Annotated in this window: 17 protein-coding genes and 2 tRNA genes; 17 read left to right on the forward strand and 2 right to left on the reverse strand. The window is 61.9% G+C overall.

Going from position 1 to position 19979, the window contains the following annotated elements:
• Positions 1-78: 78 nt before the first annotated feature.
• The 9 genes from PSN43_RS11355 (at position 79) to PSN43_RS11395 (ending at position 11384) form a co-directional block, all read left to right on the forward strand.
• Complete coding sequence (locus PSN43_RS11355; protein WP_272700843.1) at positions 79-3009, forward strand: sensor histidine kinase; 2931 nt, start codon at positions 79-81, stop codon at positions 3007-3009.
• 748 nt (positions 3010-3757) lie between these two features.
• On the forward strand, positions 3758-4177 hold the full coding sequence (locus PSN43_RS11360; protein ID WP_336314036.1) for a cytochrome c3 family protein: 420 nt from the start codon (positions 3758-3760) through the stop codon (positions 4175-4177).
• 2 nt (positions 4178-4179) lie between these two features.
• The gene (locus tag PSN43_RS11365; RefSeq protein WP_272700845.1) at positions 4180-5325 is read left to right on the forward strand and encodes an electron transporter RnfC; all 1146 of its coding nucleotides are present in this window, start codon (positions 4180-4182) and stop codon (positions 5323-5325) included.
• Between the two features lie 51 nt (positions 5326-5376).
• On the forward strand, positions 5377-6348 hold the full coding sequence (locus PSN43_RS11370) for an RnfABCDGE type electron transport complex subunit D (protein ID WP_272700846.1): 972 nt from the start codon (positions 5377-5379) through the stop codon (positions 6346-6348).
• Between the two features lie 2 nt (positions 6349-6350).
• A complete protein-coding gene (gene rnfG, locus PSN43_RS11375; protein ID WP_272700847.1) occupies positions 6351-6920 on the forward strand; it encodes an RnfABCDGE type electron transport complex subunit G in 570 nt (189 codons plus the stop codon).
• An 11-nt stretch (positions 6921-6931) separates the two neighbouring features.
• A complete protein-coding gene (rsxE, locus tag PSN43_RS11380; protein ID WP_272700848.1) occupies positions 6932-7609 on the forward strand; it encodes an electron transport complex subunit RsxE in 678 nt (225 codons plus the stop codon).
• A gap of 12 nt (positions 7610-7621) precedes the next feature.
• Complete coding sequence (locus PSN43_RS11385; protein ID WP_269941554.1) at positions 7622-8197, forward strand: electron transport complex protein RnfA; 576 nt, start codon at positions 7622-7624, stop codon at positions 8195-8197.
• A gap of 22 nt (positions 8198-8219) precedes the next feature.
• Complete coding sequence (locus PSN43_RS11390; RefSeq protein WP_272700849.1) at positions 8220-10334, forward strand: FAD-dependent oxidoreductase; 2115 nt, start codon at positions 8220-8222, stop codon at positions 10332-10334.
• 3 nt (positions 10335-10337) lie between these two features.
• Positions 10338-11384: an FAD:protein FMN transferase gene (locus PSN43_RS11395; protein WP_272700850.1), complete on the forward strand. Its 1047-nt coding sequence runs from the start codon at positions 10338-10340 to the stop codon at positions 11382-11384.
• A gap of 199 nt (positions 11385-11583) precedes the next feature.
• Here the strand turns inward: PSN43_RS11395 and PSN43_RS11400 are convergent.
• Positions 11584-11660, reverse strand: a tRNA-Arg gene (locus PSN43_RS11400).
• Between the two features lie 77 nt (positions 11661-11737).
• Complete coding sequence (locus tag PSN43_RS11405; protein ID WP_272700851.1) at positions 11738-12196, reverse strand: superoxide dismutase, Ni; 459 nt, start codon at positions 12194-12196, stop codon at positions 11738-11740.
• Between the two features lie 226 nt (positions 12197-12422).
• Here PSN43_RS11405 and PSN43_RS11410 point away from each other — a divergent pair, with 226 nt between their 5' ends.
• The 8 genes from PSN43_RS11410 to rho all read left to right on the forward strand — a co-directional run bounded on the left by PSN43_RS11410 (position 12423) and on the right by rho (position 19845).
• Positions 12423-13841: a Do family serine endopeptidase gene (locus tag PSN43_RS11410; protein ID WP_272700852.1), complete on the forward strand. Its 1419-nt coding sequence runs from the start codon at positions 12423-12425 to the stop codon at positions 13839-13841.
• A gap of 56 nt (positions 13842-13897) precedes the next feature.
• Complete coding sequence (ispE, locus tag PSN43_RS11415) at positions 13898-14764, forward strand: 4-(cytidine 5'-diphospho)-2-C-methyl-D-erythritol kinase (protein ID WP_272700853.1); 867 nt, start codon at positions 13898-13900, stop codon at positions 14762-14764.
• Positions 14765-15086: 322 nt separating this feature from the next.
• Positions 15087-15161: transfer RNA gene (locus PSN43_RS11420), tRNA-Gln, on the forward strand.
• Positions 15162-15192: 31 nt separating this feature from the next.
• Positions 15193-16131, forward strand: coding sequence for a ribose-phosphate diphosphokinase (locus tag PSN43_RS11425; protein ID WP_272700854.1), 939 nt, complete (start codon positions 15193-15195; stop codon positions 16129-16131).
• A gap of 88 nt (positions 16132-16219) precedes the next feature.
• Positions 16220-16846, forward strand: a complete 627-nt coding sequence (locus PSN43_RS11430; RefSeq protein WP_272700855.1) for a 50S ribosomal protein L25 — start codon at positions 16220-16222, stop codon at positions 16844-16846.
• Between the two features lie 137 nt (positions 16847-16983).
• Complete coding sequence (gene pth, locus PSN43_RS11435) at positions 16984-17601, forward strand: aminoacyl-tRNA hydrolase (RefSeq protein WP_272700856.1); 618 nt, start codon at positions 16984-16986, stop codon at positions 17599-17601.
• Between the two features lie 82 nt (positions 17602-17683).
• The gene (locus PSN43_RS11440) at positions 17684-18199 is read left to right on the forward strand and encodes a CarD family transcriptional regulator (protein WP_272700857.1); all 516 of its coding nucleotides are present in this window, start codon (positions 17684-17686) and stop codon (positions 18197-18199) included.
• Between the two features lie 287 nt (positions 18200-18486).
• The gene (gene rho / locus PSN43_RS11445) at positions 18487-19845 is read left to right on the forward strand and encodes a transcription termination factor Rho (RefSeq protein ID WP_272700858.1); all 1359 of its coding nucleotides are present in this window, start codon (positions 18487-18489) and stop codon (positions 19843-19845) included.
• The last annotated feature ends 134 nt before the right edge of the window (positions 19846-19979 follow it).

The raw sequence follows: 19979 nt of genomic DNA on the forward strand, positions 1-19979 counted from the left end.
TTATACAGACAATGCTCTGTTTTATCATTGCTTCTTTTTCGGGTCCCCTGTACCGTAACAAGGTCTTCAGGAGAACCGATGAAAGGCGACGAACGCAAGACCAAAGCTGAGCTTATCGCGGAGCTCGACGAGCTCCGCGCCCACCTCGACGACATGCGGAACCGGGGTGGAACTCCCATAGCGGACGAACTCCCGCTGTTCATCTTCGAGCTCGACCGCAACGGCTTCTTCCGCCATGTCAACGAATACGCTCTTGAGGTTTTCGGCTACACGCAGGAAGACATCCGGGCCGGACTCTCCCTCCACGACATCATCCACCCCGACGCCATCGAGCTTATTTTCCGCAACCTCGCAAAAACGTTGGTATCCGACTTCTTTGAAACGGAGGAGTATCCGGCCCTGCGCAAGGACGGCTCCTCCCTGCCCATCAAGATATTTTCACAACCGCTGAAACGGAACGGAGAAGTCGTGGGCCTGCACGGCGTGGCCATCGACATGTCCGAAATCCGCCAGGTGGAAACCGCCCTGCGTTCCAGCGAATGCCACTACCGCACGCTGTTTGAAACCACCGGCACGGCCATGGTCCTCATGGACAAAGACTCGGTCATCAAAAGCTGCAACTCCCAGTTCTGCGTCATATCCGGTTTTCGCCGCGAGGAAGTAGAAGGCCGCATGACCTGCATGGATTTCATGCCCCCCGAAGAAGCGATGCTCATTGCCGGACACAGGGAAAGCCTGACCGAGGGAATGCCCAACCACCCCCTCAGCGACTACGAGTTCAACTTCCTTCCCAGGAACGGCGAGCCCCGCCGCATCCACGTATACATCCGCGACATCCCCGACACGAACGACCAGGTTTGCTCCCTCATCGACGTCACAGTGCGCGACGAGGCCCTGCACGCGTTGCGCAAGAGCGAAGAGCGATACCAGCTCATGGCGCGCGGAGCCAACGACGGCCTTTGGGACTGGACGCTGTCCAGCGACGAAGTCTTCTATTCCCAACGCTATCGCGAGATTCTCGGCTACACCGAAGAGGAATTTCCCAATCACGCGAGTTCCTGGCTGAACAGCTTGCATCCCGACGACCGAGAAAGGGTCATCGCCGCCAACAAGGAATGCGCCGAAGGCAGGATCGAACAATTCGAACTGGAATTCCGCCAGATTCACAAAGACGGCTCCATTCGGTGGATACTCGGCAGGGGCGCCAGCTCCCGGGACAGTCACGGCAATATCTACCGGATATCCGGGACCCACTCGGACATAACCCAGCGAAGGCAGGCCGAGGACGCCCTGCGCGAAAGCGAGGAACGCTTCCGGCTGATGATCGAGCACGCCAGCAGCGGCATCTTCCAGTCCACCCCGGAAGGGAAGTTCCTGACCGTCAACCCGGCCCTCGCCGCCATGCTCGGCTACAATTCGCCCGAAGAAATCATCGCCGACGTCGACAACATCGGTACGGACATCCTCATTTCCGCCCGGAACCCCGAGACGTTCCTGGACGAAATGCGCGCCGGGGGCGAGCTGCTGAACCACGAATACCATTGCAGGCGAAAAGACGGCGCCGCCATCTGGCTGGCCGGCAGCACCCGGCTGGTCCGCGACCCGAACGGCGAAATAGCCTATATCGAAGGGTTCCTGCAGGACATCACCGCGCGAAAACTCAACGAGCGCACCACGCACGCCCTGTACGCCATTTCCGCCGCGGTCAACACCACCCGGAATCTCCAGGACCTGTACCAGACCATCCACGCCATCATAGGCGAAGTCATCGTGGCCAAGAACTTCTTCATCGCCATGCTCGACGAAGAACGGGACATGCTCCGCTTCGTCTATTTCCGGGACGAGATGGACGACTATTACGACATCCCCAATATCAGCGACCCCGCCCAAAGCAGCCTGGCCATCCACGTCTTCAGAACCGGCGCGCCGCTGTTCCTGTCCATTTCCGAGTCGGGCATGGATGCGCGGCTTGCCGCCATCGGGGTGATCGGCACCACGCCCGCCACATGGCTGGGCGTGCCGTTGCGGCAGGGCGACAAGGTGGTCGGGACCATGGTCGTGCAGGACTACGACAATCCCCGGCAGTACTCCGAGGAGGCCGTGACCTTCATGACCGCCGTGTCCGAACAGGTGGCCCTCGCCATCGAGCGCAAAACCATTGAGGAGGCGCTGACCCGGCTCAACGAAGAGCTTGAGGACAAGGTGGAGCAACGCACCGCCGAAATCGAAACCCGCAAGGCCGAACTCGAAGAGGCCAACCGGCGGCTGATGACCCTCGACGAGGTCAAGTCATCCATGGTCTCGTCGGTCTCCCACGAACTGCGCACCCCGCTGACCTCCATCCGGGGCTTCGCCAAGCTCTGCGCCAAGGACTTCGTCCGGTATTTCCACCCACTGGCCGACAGCGACAAGCTCACCGCCAAGGCCCTGCGGATTCGGGACAACCTGGGGATCATCGACACCGAAGGCGAGAGACTCACCCGGCTGATAAACGATTTCCTGGATATCAACCGCATCGAATCGGGCAGAGAGTGCTGGAACGACGCCCGGCTCAACCCCTGCGAGGTAATCCGCGAAGCCGTGGCCTCGGCCGCCGGAGGCTTCAACGGGTCCAAGGACGTGGAGCTCTTCACGTTCCTGCCCGAGACCTGCCACGACATCCACGCCGATCCCGACAAGATCAAGCAATTGCTCATTAATCTCCTCAACAATGCCTACAAATTCACCAGAAAAGGCCGCGTCACCGTGTCCATGGCGGAAAACGAAAAGGCCCTGACCGTGTCCGTCAGCGACACCGGCCTGGGTATCCCCTCGGACGAACTGGACAAAATTTTCGAGAAGTTCCACAAGTCCCGGCTGGGCGACACGGTCCGCAACGGCGAAAAAGGGACCGGCCTGGGCCTGGCCATCTGCAAGGAGATCGTGGAGCACTACGGCGGCGCAATAGGCGTCCAGTCCATCGAGGGCAGCGGCAGCGTCTTCACCTTCAGCCTCCCCACCGCCCCCTAGGACGCCCGGCCGCGCCGAACGGTCGGAAAAAACACGACAAAACAACCCGGTCCGCAAATACGGAATCCGGCCTCCCGGGCGTACGGTTTACCGCCCGCGAAACCTTTCACCCGGCCCTCGAACGCCCGGCGTCAACTCCCTTCGCCAATAATAACCGGTTACGTCTTGTTCAATATTGCACAAGAGCGATTTCCCCCGGTCTTCCGCACAGGACGCCTGTACGTTTTTTCGGACTGAACAGAGATCGCCGTATCTTGGGATTTTTTTCCCAAGCCAAGCCGTCCGGCTTTTCCGCAATAAAAACGGTCGGCCCCGGCCGTTAAGAGCGCAACTTGTTGATTTCACATTATAACACAAAATTATAGCTCATCCGATCTGTCCTTTTTTTCAGACACTTTCGCACAACGCCATCACGGCCGAACCGTTCCCTTCGGGAAACGGACGGGCGCAGCCGGGCGACAAAATAAATTTTGCTCGGCACGCAGATATTATTCCCATTATTTCAGTATGTAATTGACCTGTCGCCGCCCGGCCGATTTTCCGGACATCAATCATGGCACGCTCCATGCTCATGTCTTTTTCAAGTTGATTGATCGATCAACCCAATACTGATTTTCAGCTCCGAACGGAGCGCGCCGGGTGGGCGCCGTATTGGGCCTGACACAAACCATTAGCAATACTGAGGTTTCCGTTGCAAAGCAGATACTTCCCCATTGCCGTCTTAATCGCAGTGTGCATCGCCACGGCCGTGGCTGGATACGCGATTTTCCCGCCGGACAAAAACGAACCGGTGCGGGTTGTCATGGACAACACGGGCGGAAGGGTCATTTTCACTCACAACGCCCACTTGGACGACTACGGTTTCGACTGTACCGACTGCCACCACGACGACACCGGCCTGGACACGTTCCTGCCCTGCGGCTCCTGCCACCCGTCCGAATTCGACGAGCGGTTCCGGAAAGAGCATCCCAACAACTTCCCGGACACCGAAGCCTGCCTGCGCTGTCATGACGAAGTTCCCGAAGGCCCCCTGAACGAAGACGAGCGTCCCGACATCGCCAACATTCCGTTGCGCGCCGACGCATTCCACGGCCAGTGCATGGGATGCCACGAGGAAAACGGCGGTCCCTTCGGCGACGACTCCTGCAATGAGTGCCACGCGAGGTAGACATGCTCAAGATACACTACTCCCTTGACTCCGGTCTGAACGAGTCCATCACCCCCATCGACGCTCCCAAGGTCCTGAACATCCAGAAGCGCAACCTGGTGTTGCAGGCCAAGAAGGGTCAGAGCGTGCGCCGGGGAGAAATCCTGGCCAAGCACCCTTCCCCCTTCGGCGGCGCGTACCACGCCGCGGCTTCGGGCAAGGTGACGGCCATCAACGAGCATAATCTGACCATCTCATGCGACGGCGGCGACGAGACGATCGATGCCGTGGACGTGCGATCCATGGGCGTGGGCAAGGACCTTCTGCGCACCCTCCAGGACCTCGGCATCGACGTGGCACCCTATTCGGGCAAGGCCGAGACCCTCGTCATCAACGGGCTGAACCCGGAACCGGGCATCTCCGTAGCCCAGCAGTTGCTCATGGATGAAAGCGATATCATCCAGGCCGGACTGGACATGGCCCGCAAGCTCCTGACTCCCGGCCGCACGGTCCTGGCCGTGGGCAAGGGAGAAAAATTCAAGCTGTCCGGAGCCGAGACCGTGGGCATCAAGCCCAAGTATCCCCGCTCGCTGGACGCGCTGGTCGTGCGCGACATCACCGGCAGGGAATTTCCTGCCGACACCAAGATCGTCAGCGTCATGGACCTCCACGACCTGGGGCGCGTGGTCCTCACGGGCCTGCCCGTCATGGACACGGTCCTGACCATTGACGGCAGGAACTACCGCGTTCCGCTCGGGACCCCCATCAGACATCTGCTGGACACCGTCGGCATACAGCCTTCCTCCGGAGACATCGTGGTCCTCGGCGGCCCCTTCCGGGGCGAGGCCGTATACAGCCTCGACGAGGGCGTCACCAAGAACGACTACGGCCTCTTCATCATCCCCTCGAGCCGCTTCCCCAAGGTGCAGGACGCCCCCTGCATCAACTGCGGCGAATGCGTGCTCAACTGTCCGGCGCGGGTCCAGCCGCACCTCATCAGCCGATGCGCCGAGTACGACAAGTTCGAAATGGCGGAAAAACACGGCCTGCACAGTTGCTTCGAATGCGGCCTGTGCGCCTTCCACTGCTTCGCCAGGCGGCCGCTGCTGCAATACATCCGGTTCGCCAAGGCCCAGCTCAAGGCCAGCAGGCAGACTGAACAGGCATAGGCCCCGGACAACCCCGAAATTTTGACTCGAACTCCAAGGAAGATATAGAGAATGACCCCTCCCATCATCAAGGCGATGTCCGACATCGCAGTGCGCCTGACGGTCTCTCCGCCGCCATATTGGCGAAACGGCAGGACCATCCGGAAAATGATGCTGGCGCACCTGCTCGCCCTCGCCCCGGCGGCGGTCATGGCCGTCGTCATGTACGGCCTCCCCGCGGCTTCCGTCATCGCTCTCGCCGGAGCCACGGCGACGCTGGCCGACGCGGCGTTCCTCAAGCTGCAACACCGCGACATCGACGTCGACGACTTCACCGCATTTTACGCGGGCGTGCTGTTCGCCTTCCTGCTCCCGGCCACCGCGCCCTGGTGGCTGGTCGCCATAGGCGCGATCGTGACCATCGGCCTGGGCCGCACCGTGTTCGGCGGCTTCGGCTGCAACCCGGTCTGCGCGCCCCTGGTGGCCTGGGCCGTGTGCCGCCTTTCCTGGCCCGCCGAAATGGACATCGACCTGAATCTCATCCACTTCGCCATCAACAGCCCGGTGGACCAGCTCATGTACTTCGGCGTCGAGCGCCTCGACCAGTTCAACACCCTGGACCTGCTGCTCGGCCGCCAGCTCGGCGGACTCGGCTCCTCACAGGTCCTGGCCCTGGCCGTCGGCGGCGTGTTCCTCCTGGCCACCCGCTGGATTCGCGTCTTCATCCCCGCCGCCTTCCTCTTCGGCGTGGCCGGGACAGCCGCTATCTTCTGGTACATCGATCCCACCGTCTACGCCTCGCCTGTCTTCCACCTGGTGACGGGCAGCACGGTGTTCGGCGCGTTCTTCCTGGCCACCGACACCGCTTCCAGCCCGGTGGGCAAACTGCCCCAGATCGTGTTCGGCCTCATTGCGGGCGCCATGGTGGTCCTCATCAGGGCCTACGGCGTCTACCCGGACGGCGTTCCCTTCGCCGTCATGACCGCCAGCCTTCTCAGCCCCCTGCTGGAACGGCTCCGGCCCAAATTCTTCGGAGTCAAGTAGTCATGCGCGAAATACTTCATATGCTCGTGGTCCTGTCCCTGATCTGCGCGGCGTCGGGCACCATCCTGGTCAACCTCAAGCAGGCGACCAAGGGGCAGATCGAACAGCAGGTCCTGACCTATGTACAAGGCCCGGCCCTCATGTCGGTTCTCAAGAACTGCGACAACGACCCCATCGCCGAACGGATGCAGGTCGGCGATGTGACCGTGTTCCCGGCCAAACGCGACGGCAAGCTCGTGGGCGTGGCCCTGGAGACGTTCGCCCCCGGCTATTCCGGCGACATCGGCGTCATCGTCGGTTTCGACCTGGACCAGGACCGCCTCCTCGGCATCGGCGTCACCACCCAGACGGAAACCCCGGGACTCGGCACCAAGGTGGCCAAGCCCAGCTTCACCAAGCAATTCACCGCCCACGGCCTGGATTCCATGGACCTGGCCTCGCGCGGCGGCGACATCGACGGCATTTCCGGCGCGACCTTCTCCTCCGGGGGAACCGTGGACGCCGTGCGCAAGGCCATCGACATCTACCGGACCATCAAGCCCCAGCTCGCCACCCTGTGGCAGGCTTCCTAGGGAGGAGCACCATGAGCGACATCAAAAAGGAATTCCTCAAAGGCCTGTGGGACGAGCTGCCGCCCTTCCGCGTGCTGCTCGGCCTCTGCCCCACCCTGGCCGTCACCTCCACGGCGGAAAACGGCCTCGGCATGGGCGCGGCGGTCATCTTCGTCCTGACCCTGTCCAACATCATCATCTCGGCCATGCGCAAGATCATTCCGCCCAAGGTCCGCATCGCCTGCTTCATCGTGGTCACGGCCTCCCTGGTCGTCGCGGTTGAACTGCTCATGCAGGCGAACGCCTACCCCCTGTACCAAAAGCTCGGCATCTTCGTGCCCCTCATCGTGGTCAACTGCCTGATCCTGGGCCGCGCCGAAGCCTTCGCCTCGCGCAACGCCATCCTCCCGTCCATCGCCGACGCGCTGGGCATGGGCATCGGCTTCGCGGCCTCCCTGACTTTCCTCGGAGGCGTCCGCGAGCTCTTCGGCAACGGCACCGTGTTCGGCATCCCGGTCATGTGGGCGAACTTCAAGCCCGCCCAGTTCATGGTCATGGCCCCCGGAGCCTTTGTCTGCCTCGGTCTCATCCTGGCGGGCATGAACGCCTTCAACCGCCGCCAGAGCCGCAAGAAGGGCGAAACCGAGTCCGCCGTCCAGAATTCCACCTGCGCCTCCTGCGGGGCGTGCAACGCCTGCGACGGCCGATAGGAGCGTTCGGAAATGGAATACTTCATGCTCTTCATCTCGGCGATATTCATCAACAATATCGTCCTGGTCCAATATCTTGGAACGTGCCCGTTCATGGGCACCTCCAAGTCCACCGACGTGGCCCTCGGCATGGGCGGCGCGGTCATCTTCGTCATCATGATGGCCACGGGCATCACCTGGCCCCTGCATCACTACGTCCTCGTGCCCTACGGCATCGAGTACCTCCAGACCATCGTCTTCATCCTGGTCATCGCCTCGCTGGTGCAGTTCCTGGAGATGTTCCTCCGGAAGCTGGTGCCGCCCCTGTACAAATCGCTGGGCCTGTTCCTGCCTCTCATCACCACGAACTGCGCGGTGATGGGCGTGGCCATCATGGTCCAGCGGAACGGATACTCATTCACCAAGTCCATGCTCTACGGCCTCGCCTCGGGCATCGGTTTCCTGGTGGCCCTGGTCATCATCTCCTCCATCCGCGAACGGCTCGACTTCATGCCCGTTCCCGCCGTGTTCCGCGGCGTGCCGGTGGCCCTGATTACGGCCGGAATCATGTCGCTGGTCTTTTTCGCCTTCAAGGGCATGGCCGCCTAACCAAAGCCAAGGAAAACTGAACATGGTTACTTCCTCCATACTCGTATTGTTTATTCTGGGACTGAGCGCGGCCGCCGTGCTGGCCGTCGCCTCCCGCGTTCTCCATGTGCAGGAGGACCCGCGCATAGCCAGGGTCGAGGGTTGTTTCCCCGGCGCAAACTGCGGCGGTTGCGGATACCCCGGCTGCTCGGCTGCGGCGGCCGCCGTCGTGAAGGGCGACGCCGCCCCGGAAATCTGCGTGGCGGGCGGCCCGGAAATCGCCCGGAACATCGCCTCCATCATGGGCACCGAGGTCGCCTTCAAGGAACCCAAGGTCGCCAACAACATCTGCACGGGCGGCTCCCGCGCCAACCTCCTCTTCGATTACGAAGGCATCAACGACTGCCGGGCCGAGGCGCTGCTCCACGGCGGCGAAAAGTCCTGCGGCCTCGGCTGCATCGGCATGGGCTCCTGCGTCAAGGTCTGCAGTTTCGACGCCATCCGCCTCAACAGCCAAGGGCTGCCCGTCGTGGACTGGCACGCCTGCCGCTCCTGCGGCAAATGCGCCGAAGTCTGCCCCACCGGGGCCATCCGCGTATCCGGCATGACCATGGACCTGCTGCACCTCAACAAGGTCGACGACTGCCTGGCCCCCTGTATGCAGAAGTGCCCGGCCCAGATCGACGTTCGCAGCTACATCCAGCAGATGAAAAAGGGCGACATGCGCGGCGCGCTCACCACCATGAAGGAACGCAACCCGCTTCCCCTGGCCGTGGGCCGTCTCTGCCCCGCCCCATGCGAAAACATCTGCCGCCGCAAGATTGCTGACCACGGCGTGGCCATCCACACCCTGCACCGCTTCGTCGCGGACTGGGAAATGAACTCCGGCAGCCGCGTCAAACTGAAATGCAACCCCTCCTCGGGCCACAAGGTCGCCATCATCGGCGGCGGCGCGGCGGGCCTGACCTGCGCCTATTTCCTGCGCCGCATCGGCCATGATCCGGTCATCTTCGAAAAACGCGAGCGCGTGGGCGGCATGATGCGCGGAGTCATTCCCGAGTACCGCCTGCCCCACAAGGTGGTGGACTGGGAAGTGCAGACCATCCTGGATCTCGGGGTGGAAGTGCGAACCGGCATGACCTTCGGCACGGATGTGACCCTCGACACCCTCAGGGAAGAAGGATTCGAAGCCGTATTCATGGCCACCGGAGCCTGGACCGTTCCCCCGCTGGGCATAGAAAACGACAATGCGCGCGGCGTGATGGACTCGATCACCTTCCTGGACGGCGTGGGCGAAGCCTTCTCCGACCTCAAGGGCAAAAGGGTCGTGGTTGTCGGCGACACCAACACAGCCATGGATGTCGTCCGAAGCGCCGTTCGCCTCGGCGCGCGCGTGACCTCGCTCATCGGCTGCGCCGAGCGCAAGATGGACGCCAACAAGAACGAAGTGCAGCGGGCCATGGAGATCGGAGCGGACCTCATGTTCCTCACCGCCCCCGCCCGCCTGCTGGTCGAAAACGGCGCGGTCACTGGCGTTGCCTATCACGAACTGGCCTATGCCGATCCTGAAAAATGCGCGGGCAAGCTCTCGCCGGTAAAAGACTCCGAAGGCGCTCTCGAAGCCGACCTGGTCATAACGGCCACTGACCGGCTGGCCAACGGCGCGGCCTTCACCGACGAGCACGGCGACCCCCTGTTCGACCTGGACAAGAAGACCGGTGCCATCAAGACGGACCCCGCCTCCCTGCAAACCAGCATTCCGTACGTCTTTGCGGGCGGCGAGGCCGCCACGGGCCGCAACATCCTGATCCAGGCCGTTGCCGACGCCCGCCGGGCCGCCCGGGCCATCCACCACTTCATTACCGAGGACGCCATCCCCGAGCCCAAGAACCCGCAGCTTCGCGTCATCCCCGAGTCCATCCTCAAGAACATGGAAGTGCACTACACCATTCCGCGCATTCAGGTCCCCGTGCTCAGCGTGGCGGACCGGAAGCACACCTTCAAGGAAGAAGTGCAGGGCGGCATCACGTACGAGGCGGCCCGCAAGGAGGCCAGCCGCTGCCTGCGCTGCGGCCTGACCTGCTACGACTCCGAGGCCGGAGCCGAATACGCCCAGGACGCCGACGTGCACCCCTTCAACGAAGCCGACGGAAAGTAGAAGATGAAAGACAATTCACTCTCCAGACGCACGCTCCTGCGCACCCTCAGCCTGCTGGGGCTGGGCGCGGCCTGCGCACCCGCCCCGTCCCTGGCCGCGGTTTGCCTGACCGAAACCGGCCCCGATGCCGGCAACCGGCGCATGGTGGTCGAGAACCGCTTCCTCATGGGAACCTTCGTGGCCATAACCGCGGTGCATGACTCACGCTCCCGGGCTGAGCATGCCATGGGGCTGGCCTTTGAGGAAATCGAACGCCTCAGCGCGATCTTCGACCGCCACCGGAGCGACACGCCGGTCTCGCATCTCAACGACACCGGCGTATTGCGCGACGCCGACCGCGAGTTGCGCGAGGTGGTGCAAGAGTCCCTGGCCTACGCCCGGCTCTCCGGCGGGGCCTACGATCCCACGGTGCTGCCCGCGGTCGAGCTGCTCAAGGCCAAGGCCAACCCCACCGGCCGGATGGACCTTTCCGACGGCGAACTGCGCGAGGCCCTGGCCCTGGTGGACAGCACCGCCGTGCGCGTCTCCGGCAACGATATCCGCCTGACCAGGCGGGGCATGGGCCTCACCCTGGACGGCATGAGCAAGGGATACATAGTGGACCGCGCCTCGGAGGTCCTGTCCGCCAACGGCGTGACCGACCACCTCATCAACGCGGGAGGCGACATGCGGGCCTGCGGCGAGCGCGCTCCGGGCAAGCCCTGGACCGTGGCTATCGAGGACCCCAGGGGCCAGGGCGACTACCCCGCGCTGGTGCATCTCCGGGATGCGGCCATCGCCACTTCCGGCGGCTACGAAGTCCGCTACGACGCCACAGGCTCCCACCACCACGTGGTCGATCCCCGCACGGCCAAATCCCCCACGCGCAGTATCAGCGTCTCGGTGATCGCGCCCTCCGTCATGCGGGCCGACGCCCTTTCCACAGCCGGATTCGTCCTGCCGCCCCGCGAGGCGGTACGCATGATCGACGCCGTGGAAGGAGCCGAGTGCATGATCGTCGGCAACACGGGAGCCAAAACCCGATCCGCCCGCTGGCGGGCGATCGGCTGAACCGAATCAAATCAAGAGCACCATACCCCAGCCATGAGGGGCGACACCTCCTCCCCTCACCCCATCGCGCCCCCGGTTTCCACAGACCGGGGGCGCACCCTTTTCCGGGCCCGGCCACTGCGCGGCAAAACCGCAGTCCCCATGGGAAATACCCATAAAAAAAGGACTTATGCGAAAAGCATAAGTCCTTTTGATTGCATGGTGACCCCGGCAGGAATCGAACCTGCGACACCGAGATTAGGAATCTCGTGCTCTATCCTACTGAGCTACGGGGCCACGTCCCGGCGTGTGCCGGGGAATCGTTCCTAGCCGACGACGATTGAAAAGGCAAGCCTTTCGTTATGCCGGGCGGCTTAATGCGTGTGCTCGGGATAATACATCTCCAGCGCCTGCACGGCCGCTCCGAGTTGCTCGACCACATTGAGATCGGCGGTCTGCTTGGCCTTCATGGCCAGCAGGACGACCGCGTGGTGCTTCGCGAGCCGCTCGGCGTAGTCCTCCTGCGACGGCTTGACCCGCTGGGTCAGGAAGTAGTCCGAGATGGTGGCGATGATCTTCTGGGCGTGCATCTCCTTGTTGTTCACCCAGCGGACGAACTGCTGCCGGGACTGGAGATCGGTCTTGTCTGCCAGGGCCATCATCTCGGTCACGGATTTCTTGACGGTCTCCACATCCTCAAGCATGGACATGACCCGGGCGTGGTCGTCGTAGATGCCGCACGGAATCTGGCAATGGGCCGATGCCGGGCGGGGCGTGACCAGCACGGCCAAGGCGAAAAGCATCAGGAAAACGGTTTTTTTGCCTATGCGCATACAGGGCCTCCTTGAACGGTTTTGACGGTTTTTTCACGGTTATATTCCTTATACACGGCCTGACGAAATTTTGAAACCTCCCCGGGAGGAATTGCCGCCTTCCACGTCCTCGCAAATGCGTGTGCAAATGCAGGCACACTATTTACAACAGAAAAAAAAGGGCTATATAGCTATGAAGGCGGTACAGGCCGCCATCCTGTTTTCCGCATCCTTGCATGGAGGCAAAATGAATCGTAAGGCTTATTTTCTCACTCTCGTCCTGACCCTTGCGCTGGCCGTGCCGATGGCCGCTCAGGCGCGCGACCTGCCCGTGTTCACGGAGCTGGCCGCCAAAGCGGGCAAGGCCGTGGTTTTCATATCCACGGAAAAAACCGCCCGGGGCGGCTCCATGGAGCAGTTCCGGCAGCAGCTTCCCGAAGGACACCCGTTCTACGAGTTCTTCAGGCGCTTCGACCAGTTCTTCGGCCCGCAGCAGGGACAGCAGCCGCGCAAGATGCTCGGTCAGGGGTCCGGCTTCGTCATCTCTCCTGACGGCCTCATCGTCACCAACAACCACGTCATCAACGGCGCGGACAAGGTGACCGTGCGCTTCCAGGACGACAAGAAGGAATATCCGGCCGATGTCGTCGGAGCCGACCAGGAAACCGACCTGGCCGTCATCCGCATCAAGGCCGACCATCCCCTGCAAACCCTGAAATTCGGCGATTCCGACGACATCCGGGTGGGCGAATGGGTGCTGGCCATCGGCAACCCCTTCGGCCTGGACAACACCGTCACCGCCGGCATCATCTCGGCCAAGCACCGGATCATCGGCGCAGGGCCCTTTGACAACTTCCTGCAAACCGACGCATCCATCAATCCCGGCAACTCCGGCGGCCCGCTCCTGAACATGGACGGAGAGGTCATCGGCATCAACACCGCCATCAACGCGGCCGCCGAGAACATCGGCTTCGCCATCCCGTCCACTCAGGCCGCCAAGGTCATCGACCTTCTCAAGGAGGGCAAGTCCCCGCAGCGCGGCTGGCTCGGCGTGACCATCCAGCAGGTCAGCGAGACCCAGGCCAAGGCGCTCGGCCTGCCCGAACCCATGGGCGCGCTGATCGCCAACGTGGGCAAGGGCGCTCCGGCCGACAAGGGCGGCGTCAGACAAGGCGATGTGATCCTTGAGGTCAACGGCCAGAAGATCGAGGACAACAACGCGCTCCTCAAGAAGATCGCGGGGCTCGCTCCCGGCGACAAGGCCCGTCTCGTCCTGTGGCGCAACGGCGAAAAGGTGACCAGGACGGTCGTACTCGGCCAACGCAACGAAAAGGCCATGGCCGCCATGTCCCCGGACCGCCAGGAACAGGGCGAAGCCGCCACAGTGCTGGGCTTGGCCCTGAAGCCGATCAACGACCAGGAGGCCCAGGCCCTCGGACTGGACAAGGCCCAGGGCCTGCTCGTGGTCAATGTCGATCCCGAGTCCGCCGCAGGACAGGAAGGAATCCGTCAGGGTGACGTCGTCCTCCAGGCCAACCAGCAGGACGTGAACTCCGTGGCCGACCTTGAGACCGTCATCAAGAGCGCGGAACAGCGCGGCGCGATCATGCTCCTGGTCAAGCGACAGGGACGAAGCAGCTTCGTGGCCCTGCCCCTGGACAAGTAATCCATCAACGGGGGGCTCCGCAGGGAGTCCCCCTTTCCTTTTTCACACATCCCCACATGCAAGCAGCCACCCTCTCCGCCCCGGCAAAGATCAACCTGCACCTCGAAATCCTCGGCCTCAGGGACGACGGATACCATGAGTTGCGCACCCTCTTCTATCCCGTGCCCGCGCTGAGCGACACCATCGAGGTCGTTCCCGGCCCCGACGGGGACTTCTACATTCGCTGTCCCGAACGCCCGGAGCTGGAAACCACCTCCAACCTCCTTTACAAGGCGTGGAAACTGTTTGCCGAAGCCACGGGATTCCAGCCCGGCATCTTCGTCACCCTGACCAAACGCATCCCCATGGGCGGCGGGCTCGGCGGCGGCAGTTCCGACGCTGCGGCCCTGCTCCGATGGCTCAACGCCGAGGCGGGGGAAAAGGGGCTGGATATGGAGGCCATGATCGAACTGGCCGCGCGGCTCGGCGCGGACGTGCCCTTCTTCCTTTTGGACGGCCCGGCCTGGGCGGAAGGCATCGGCGAAAAGCTCACTCCCGCCGATCTGGACCTGTCCGGAGCGACGATCATCCTAGCCTGCCCGGACATCCACGTGAACACGGCCTGGGCCTTCCGGGCATGGGATGAAAAATACGCCGCGGTCAATCCCCATGAATCCTTGACATCCGCAAGACGTGATACTAAGAATCCATCTCCCGTTTCGCCCCGGGAAATGGCGAACGACTTCGAGTCGGTCGTCTTCGAGGAGCATCCATCCCTCAGGGATATAAAAGAAACGCTCCTCCTCCACGGGGCCGAGCACGCCGCCATGAGCGGGTCTGGAGCGTCCCTGTTCGGCATTTATCGCGACAGGGATTCCGCCGCGTCCGCAGCACGGGCTCTCGAAAAAATGGGAATTGATTTTTTCCGGGCGGACTGTCTCTAGGGCAGAAAGCCGGACAAGGCCGGGACCAAAACGACGTCGCCGCCCCATGCGATCCGCTGAGGGGCACACTATCCGAAAGCGACAGCCCCACCGGGGCCGAGCGTCGAAATGGTCGAAACGAATGCGAATGGCCGCCGATGGACACGTCCGAAGCCGACGACCGATCCCCGCGATGCGGGCGGACGAGACGGCGCTTCCGAAGAGGAGCAGGGGCGGAATGTGTCCGGGCAAGGCCAGGCATCCGAACCAGGCGCGCGAAATGGCGCGCAGGCCCATTCCCGTATCGCAACGCGGCTGTCGGTCGCATGGGAACAATTTTCGTTGGGGCGTCGTCAAGCGGTAAGACATCAGGTTTTGGTCCTGACATTCGGGGGTTCGAATCCTCCCGCCCCAGCCAGTATTTAAACTCGATTGCATAGAGGATAGTCATGCATGGCGAACTGAAGATCATCAGCGGGTCCGCAAGTCCGAAACTGGCCGAAGCCATTTGCGAGCATCTCGGCACCAAGGCGTCGCCGGTTCTGCGCGAGCGTTTCTCCGACGGCGAAATCCGCATTGAGATCGGAGAGAACGTCCGTGGCGACGATGTCTTTGTCGTCCAGCCCACCTGCTCCCCGGTAAATTTCCACCTCATGGAGCTGTGCCTGATGCTCGACGCGCTCAAGCGCGCCAGCGCGTCCCGCGTGACCGCCGTTGTCCCCTACTTCGGCTACGCGCGCCAGGACCGCAAGGTCGTGCCCCGCGCTCCCATTTCCGCCAAGCTGGTGGCCGACCTGCTGTCCACCGCCGGTATGCAGCGGCTGGTGACCATCGACCTGCACGCCGGGCAGATCCAGGGATTCTTCAACTGCCCCGTGGACAACCTTTTCGCCGCGCCCGTGCTCATCGAGCAACTGCGCGACAGGGACGACGACTTCGTCATCATCTCCCCCGACGCGGGCGGCGTTGAGCGCGCCCGTTCGTACGCCAAGCGCCTCGGCGCGACCCTGGCCATCGTGGACAAGCGCCGCGACGCTCCCAACCAGGCCAAGGCCATGCACATCATCGGCGACGTCAAGGACAAGGTGGCCGTGGTCATCGACGACATGATCGACACTGCGGGCACCATGTGCGCCGCGGCCAACGTCATCATGGAAAACGGAGCCAAGGACGTCCTGGCCTGCGCAACCCACCCCGTGCTGTCCGGCCCCGCCTGCCAGCGCCTGGAGGAATCCGCCTTCTCCGAGGTGGTCGTCACCGACACCATCCCGCTCGGCGGCAAGCAGGACCAGTGCAGCAAGATCAAGACCCGCTCCGTGGCCTCCCTGCTGGCTAAAGCCATCAACAACGTGCACACGGAATCGTCCGTGTCCGTACTGTTCGTATAAGGTATTCCAAGGCCCTCCGGCCGCAACCATTTAAAGCGCGAGCGTCCGTCCATAGTGGACGGCCAGGGCGTAAAAAGGAGAAACTCTTATGGCAGAACTGCTGAAACTCAACGTCCAGGAACGGACTGAGCTGGGCAAGGGCCCCAACCGCCGCCTCCGTGCCTCCGGCATGGTTCCGGGCATCTACTACGACGCCAAGGGCGCCAACATCCCGGTCAAGGTCCTGATGGTTCCCCTGCAGAAGGCCTACGCGGCCGTGGGCAACTCCCAGGTCTTCGAACTGGCCCTGGAACGCAACGGCAAGATCGAATCCATGCCCGCCATGATGTGGCGGCTCCGCAACGAACCCGTGAAGGGCGTTCCCGAGCATGTCGACTTCTTCGGCGTTGACCTGAGCAAGGAAATCAAGGTTGCCGTTCCCTTCGAAATCACCGGCGAATCCAAGGGCGTCAAGCTCGGCGCAATGCTGGTGCAGTACCGCGAACACATCGAAGTGGTCTGCAAGCCCATGGACATCCCCGAGTCCATCGTCATCGACATCACCGAGATGGAGATCATGGATCACGTCCACATTGAAGACGTAGCCTTCCCCGAAGGCGTCACCCCGATCTTCGAAGAGAACTTCGCCGTTCTCGCCGTCCTCCCCATGCATGAGGAAGAAGAGAGCGAAGAGGGCGCAGAAGGCGCCGAAGCCGCCGAAGGAACCGAGGCTTAATCGCCCGGCTCCGACCAAGACACTACCTCCCGGAGCGCGCGCGATCGTGCTCCGGGATTTTTTTTGCTTCCGGTCGAATAGACTGATATACTGCGTTCCGCAGCGCGAGATCGCCGCACGGACAACGGACCCTACTCATGGATTTCAAAGGCGCCATAGTGGGACTGGGCAATCCCGGTCCCGAATACCAGGACACCCGGCACAACATCGGGTTCATGCTGGTGGACCATATCCTCCACCTGGCCGAAGAACGCCAGTCCATGCGGCTGGAAAAGATCGAGGAATCCGGCGACTACGACCTATGGCGGTGCAAATTCGCCGGAGCTTATCGCCTCCTGGTCAAACCCCTTACCTACATGAACCTGTCGGGCAAGGCCGTGGCCAGAATATGCGGTCGCCACGCCATCGACCCCGCCGATCTGGTGGTGGTGCATGACGAGCTTGATCTGCCAGTGGGGCGGATGAAGTTCAAAAGAGGCGGAAGCGACAACGGCCACAACGGGCTCAAGTCCATCCAGGAACGGCTCGGCTCCCCGGATTACAATCGCCTCAGGCTCGGCATCGGCCGCCCCGACGACCGGTACAAGCCCATCACCGACTGGGTGCTGGAGCCTTTTGACGAGAAGTCCCGCGCCGCACTGCCGGAAATCATCGGCCACGCGGCCAAGGGCCTGGATATTTTTTTCCGTCGCGGCATGGGCTTTGCCCAGCAGCACTTCAACTCCTTTTCGGTCCCGGAAGATGAATCGGAGTAATCGTGGACTCTTCCCGCTGTTTTCGGTATGATGTCCTTCTGTCGTATATTTTTCTGTAGTCTTTTCAAGAACTGAGGTCCAAGTGTTCAAGGTCAATGAATTGGTTGTGTATCCCTCCCAGGGCGTGGGACGTGTCGAACGCGTCGAATCCCAGGAGATCGGCGGCATCAAAGCCGATTTTTACATAGTCCGGATCTTGAGCAACAATGTGACTCTCATGGTGCCGGTCGCCAACGCCGAGAATGTGGGTTTGCGCGGCGTGTGCCCCGCCAACGTGGGGCAGGAGATCTTCGAATCCCTCAAGGACCGCACCGGATTCACCGGCTACACCGGCCAGAACTGGAACCGGCGTTACCGCGAATATTCCGAGAAGCTCAAGAGCGGCGATCTCGCCGACGTGGCCTACGTTCTCAAAGAACTCTTTCTTATAGGAAAAGACAAGGAACTCTCCTTTGGCGAACGTCGCCTGCTGGAACAGGCCATGGGCCTCGTTTCGATGGAGCTGGCCTACTCTCTGGGCCGCGACCAGGAGACGATCAAGGACGATATCAACGAAATGTTCGCCGACGTCATCGCCGCGCAGGAGAAAAACGACTAGCAGGGCTTGTCAAGGTCCTTTGTTTAAGGTAACTGGCTCTTTGTGCCGCATCGCGGCGTTCAGTTCATCCCACTCCCATTTGGTTTTTGAGTCGTTCCCGAGGCTGTTAGCGCAACTTCTAACGAGAGGTATGCTCCCGTTTCCTCACACCCGAACCATCCGGCCGGACAGGTTCGCACGCGACATTCCGAGATCGACGTCCAACGCGGCGCGTACGCCGCGCCACAATATCGTTTACCTTCGTTCCAATTGATTTAATTCAGAAAACCTCAACAAGAATTTCCGACATGGTCACTAAAAAGACTGATACTGAAAGCAAAGGCAAAGGCGCCGCCAAAAAAACCACCCGCAAAAAAACCGCCAAGCCAGCCCCCGAAGCAAACGGCAACGGCGGCAGCCTGAACCTCACCGAACTCAAGCAAAAATCCATGCAGGATCTGACCGATCTTGCCATGTCCTTCGAGGTGGAAAACCCGAGCACCATGCGCAAGCAGGAGCTCATCTTCGCGCTCCTGCAGCAGTGCGCCTCCCAGAACGGACAAATATTCGGCGAAGGCGTTCTGGAAATCCTGCCCGACGGCTTCGGCTTCCTGCGCTCCCCCATGTACAGCTACATGGCCGGTCCGGACGACATCTACGTCTCCCCCTCGCAGATTCGCCGTTTCGGACTGAGAAAGGGCGACGTGGTTTCGGGCCAAATCCGGCCGCCCAAGGAAGGGGAACGATATTTCGCACTGCTCCGCGTGTCCGAAATCGGCTTCGAAGACCCGCAGCACTCCAAAAACCTGGTTCTGTTCGACAACCTCACTCCGCTTTATCCCGAAGAGCAACTCAAGCTCGAAAACGGCTCCACCAACTACTCCGCCCGGATCATCGATCTTCTCGCTCCCATCGGCAAGGGCCAGCGCGGCGTCATCGTCGCCCCGCCCCGGACCGGCAAGACCATCATGCTCCAGACCATCGCCAACTCCATCAACGCCAACCACCCCGAGGTGGACCTCATCGTCCTGCTCATCGACGAGCGGCCCGAGGAAGTCACCGACATGCAGCGCACGGTAAAGGCCGAGGTGGTCTCCTCCACCTTCGACGAGCCGCCGACACGGCACGTACAGGTGGCCGAAATGGTCATTGAAAAGGCCAAGCGCCTGGTGGAGCGCAAACGCGACGTGGTCATCCTGCTCGATTCCATCACCCGGCTCGGCCGGGCATACAACGCCGTGACCCCGTCCTCCGGGCGAGTGCTGTCCGGCGGTATCGACGCCAACGCCCTCCAGCGTCCCAAAAGGTTCTTCGGCGCGGCCCGCAATATCGAGGAGGGCGGCTCCCTGACCATCATCTCCACCGCGCTCATCGACACCGGTTCCCGCATGGACGAAGTCATCTTCGAAGAGTTCAAGGGCACCGGCAACATGGAACTCTATCTCGACCGCCATCTCTCCGACAAACGCGTCTATCCCGCCATCGACATCAACCGCTCCGGCACCCGCAAGGAGGAACTGCTCCTCGAAGAGGACGTCCTCAACCGCGTCTGGATCCTGCGCAAGCTCCTCTCCCCCATGAACTCCATCGACTCCATGGAATTCCTGCGCGGCAAGATGAAGGGCACCAAGAACAACAGGGAATTCCTCGACTCCATGTCCAAGTAGGAAAGCCCCGGCAGAGGACCGCCCGGTTGTTTTCCCGGCCGTTCCGCTCAAGACAAACAGTTTCAAGGCTCCGCCGTTTTTCGGTGGAGCCTTTTTTCGTGTGGGGACTCACCCTTTGATTCTTTCAGAGGGGA

Source organism: Desulfovibrio sp. Fe33 (assembly GCF_028532725.1).
Lineage (GTDB): Bacteria > Desulfobacterota > Desulfovibrionia > Desulfovibrionales > Desulfovibrionaceae > Pseudodesulfovibrio.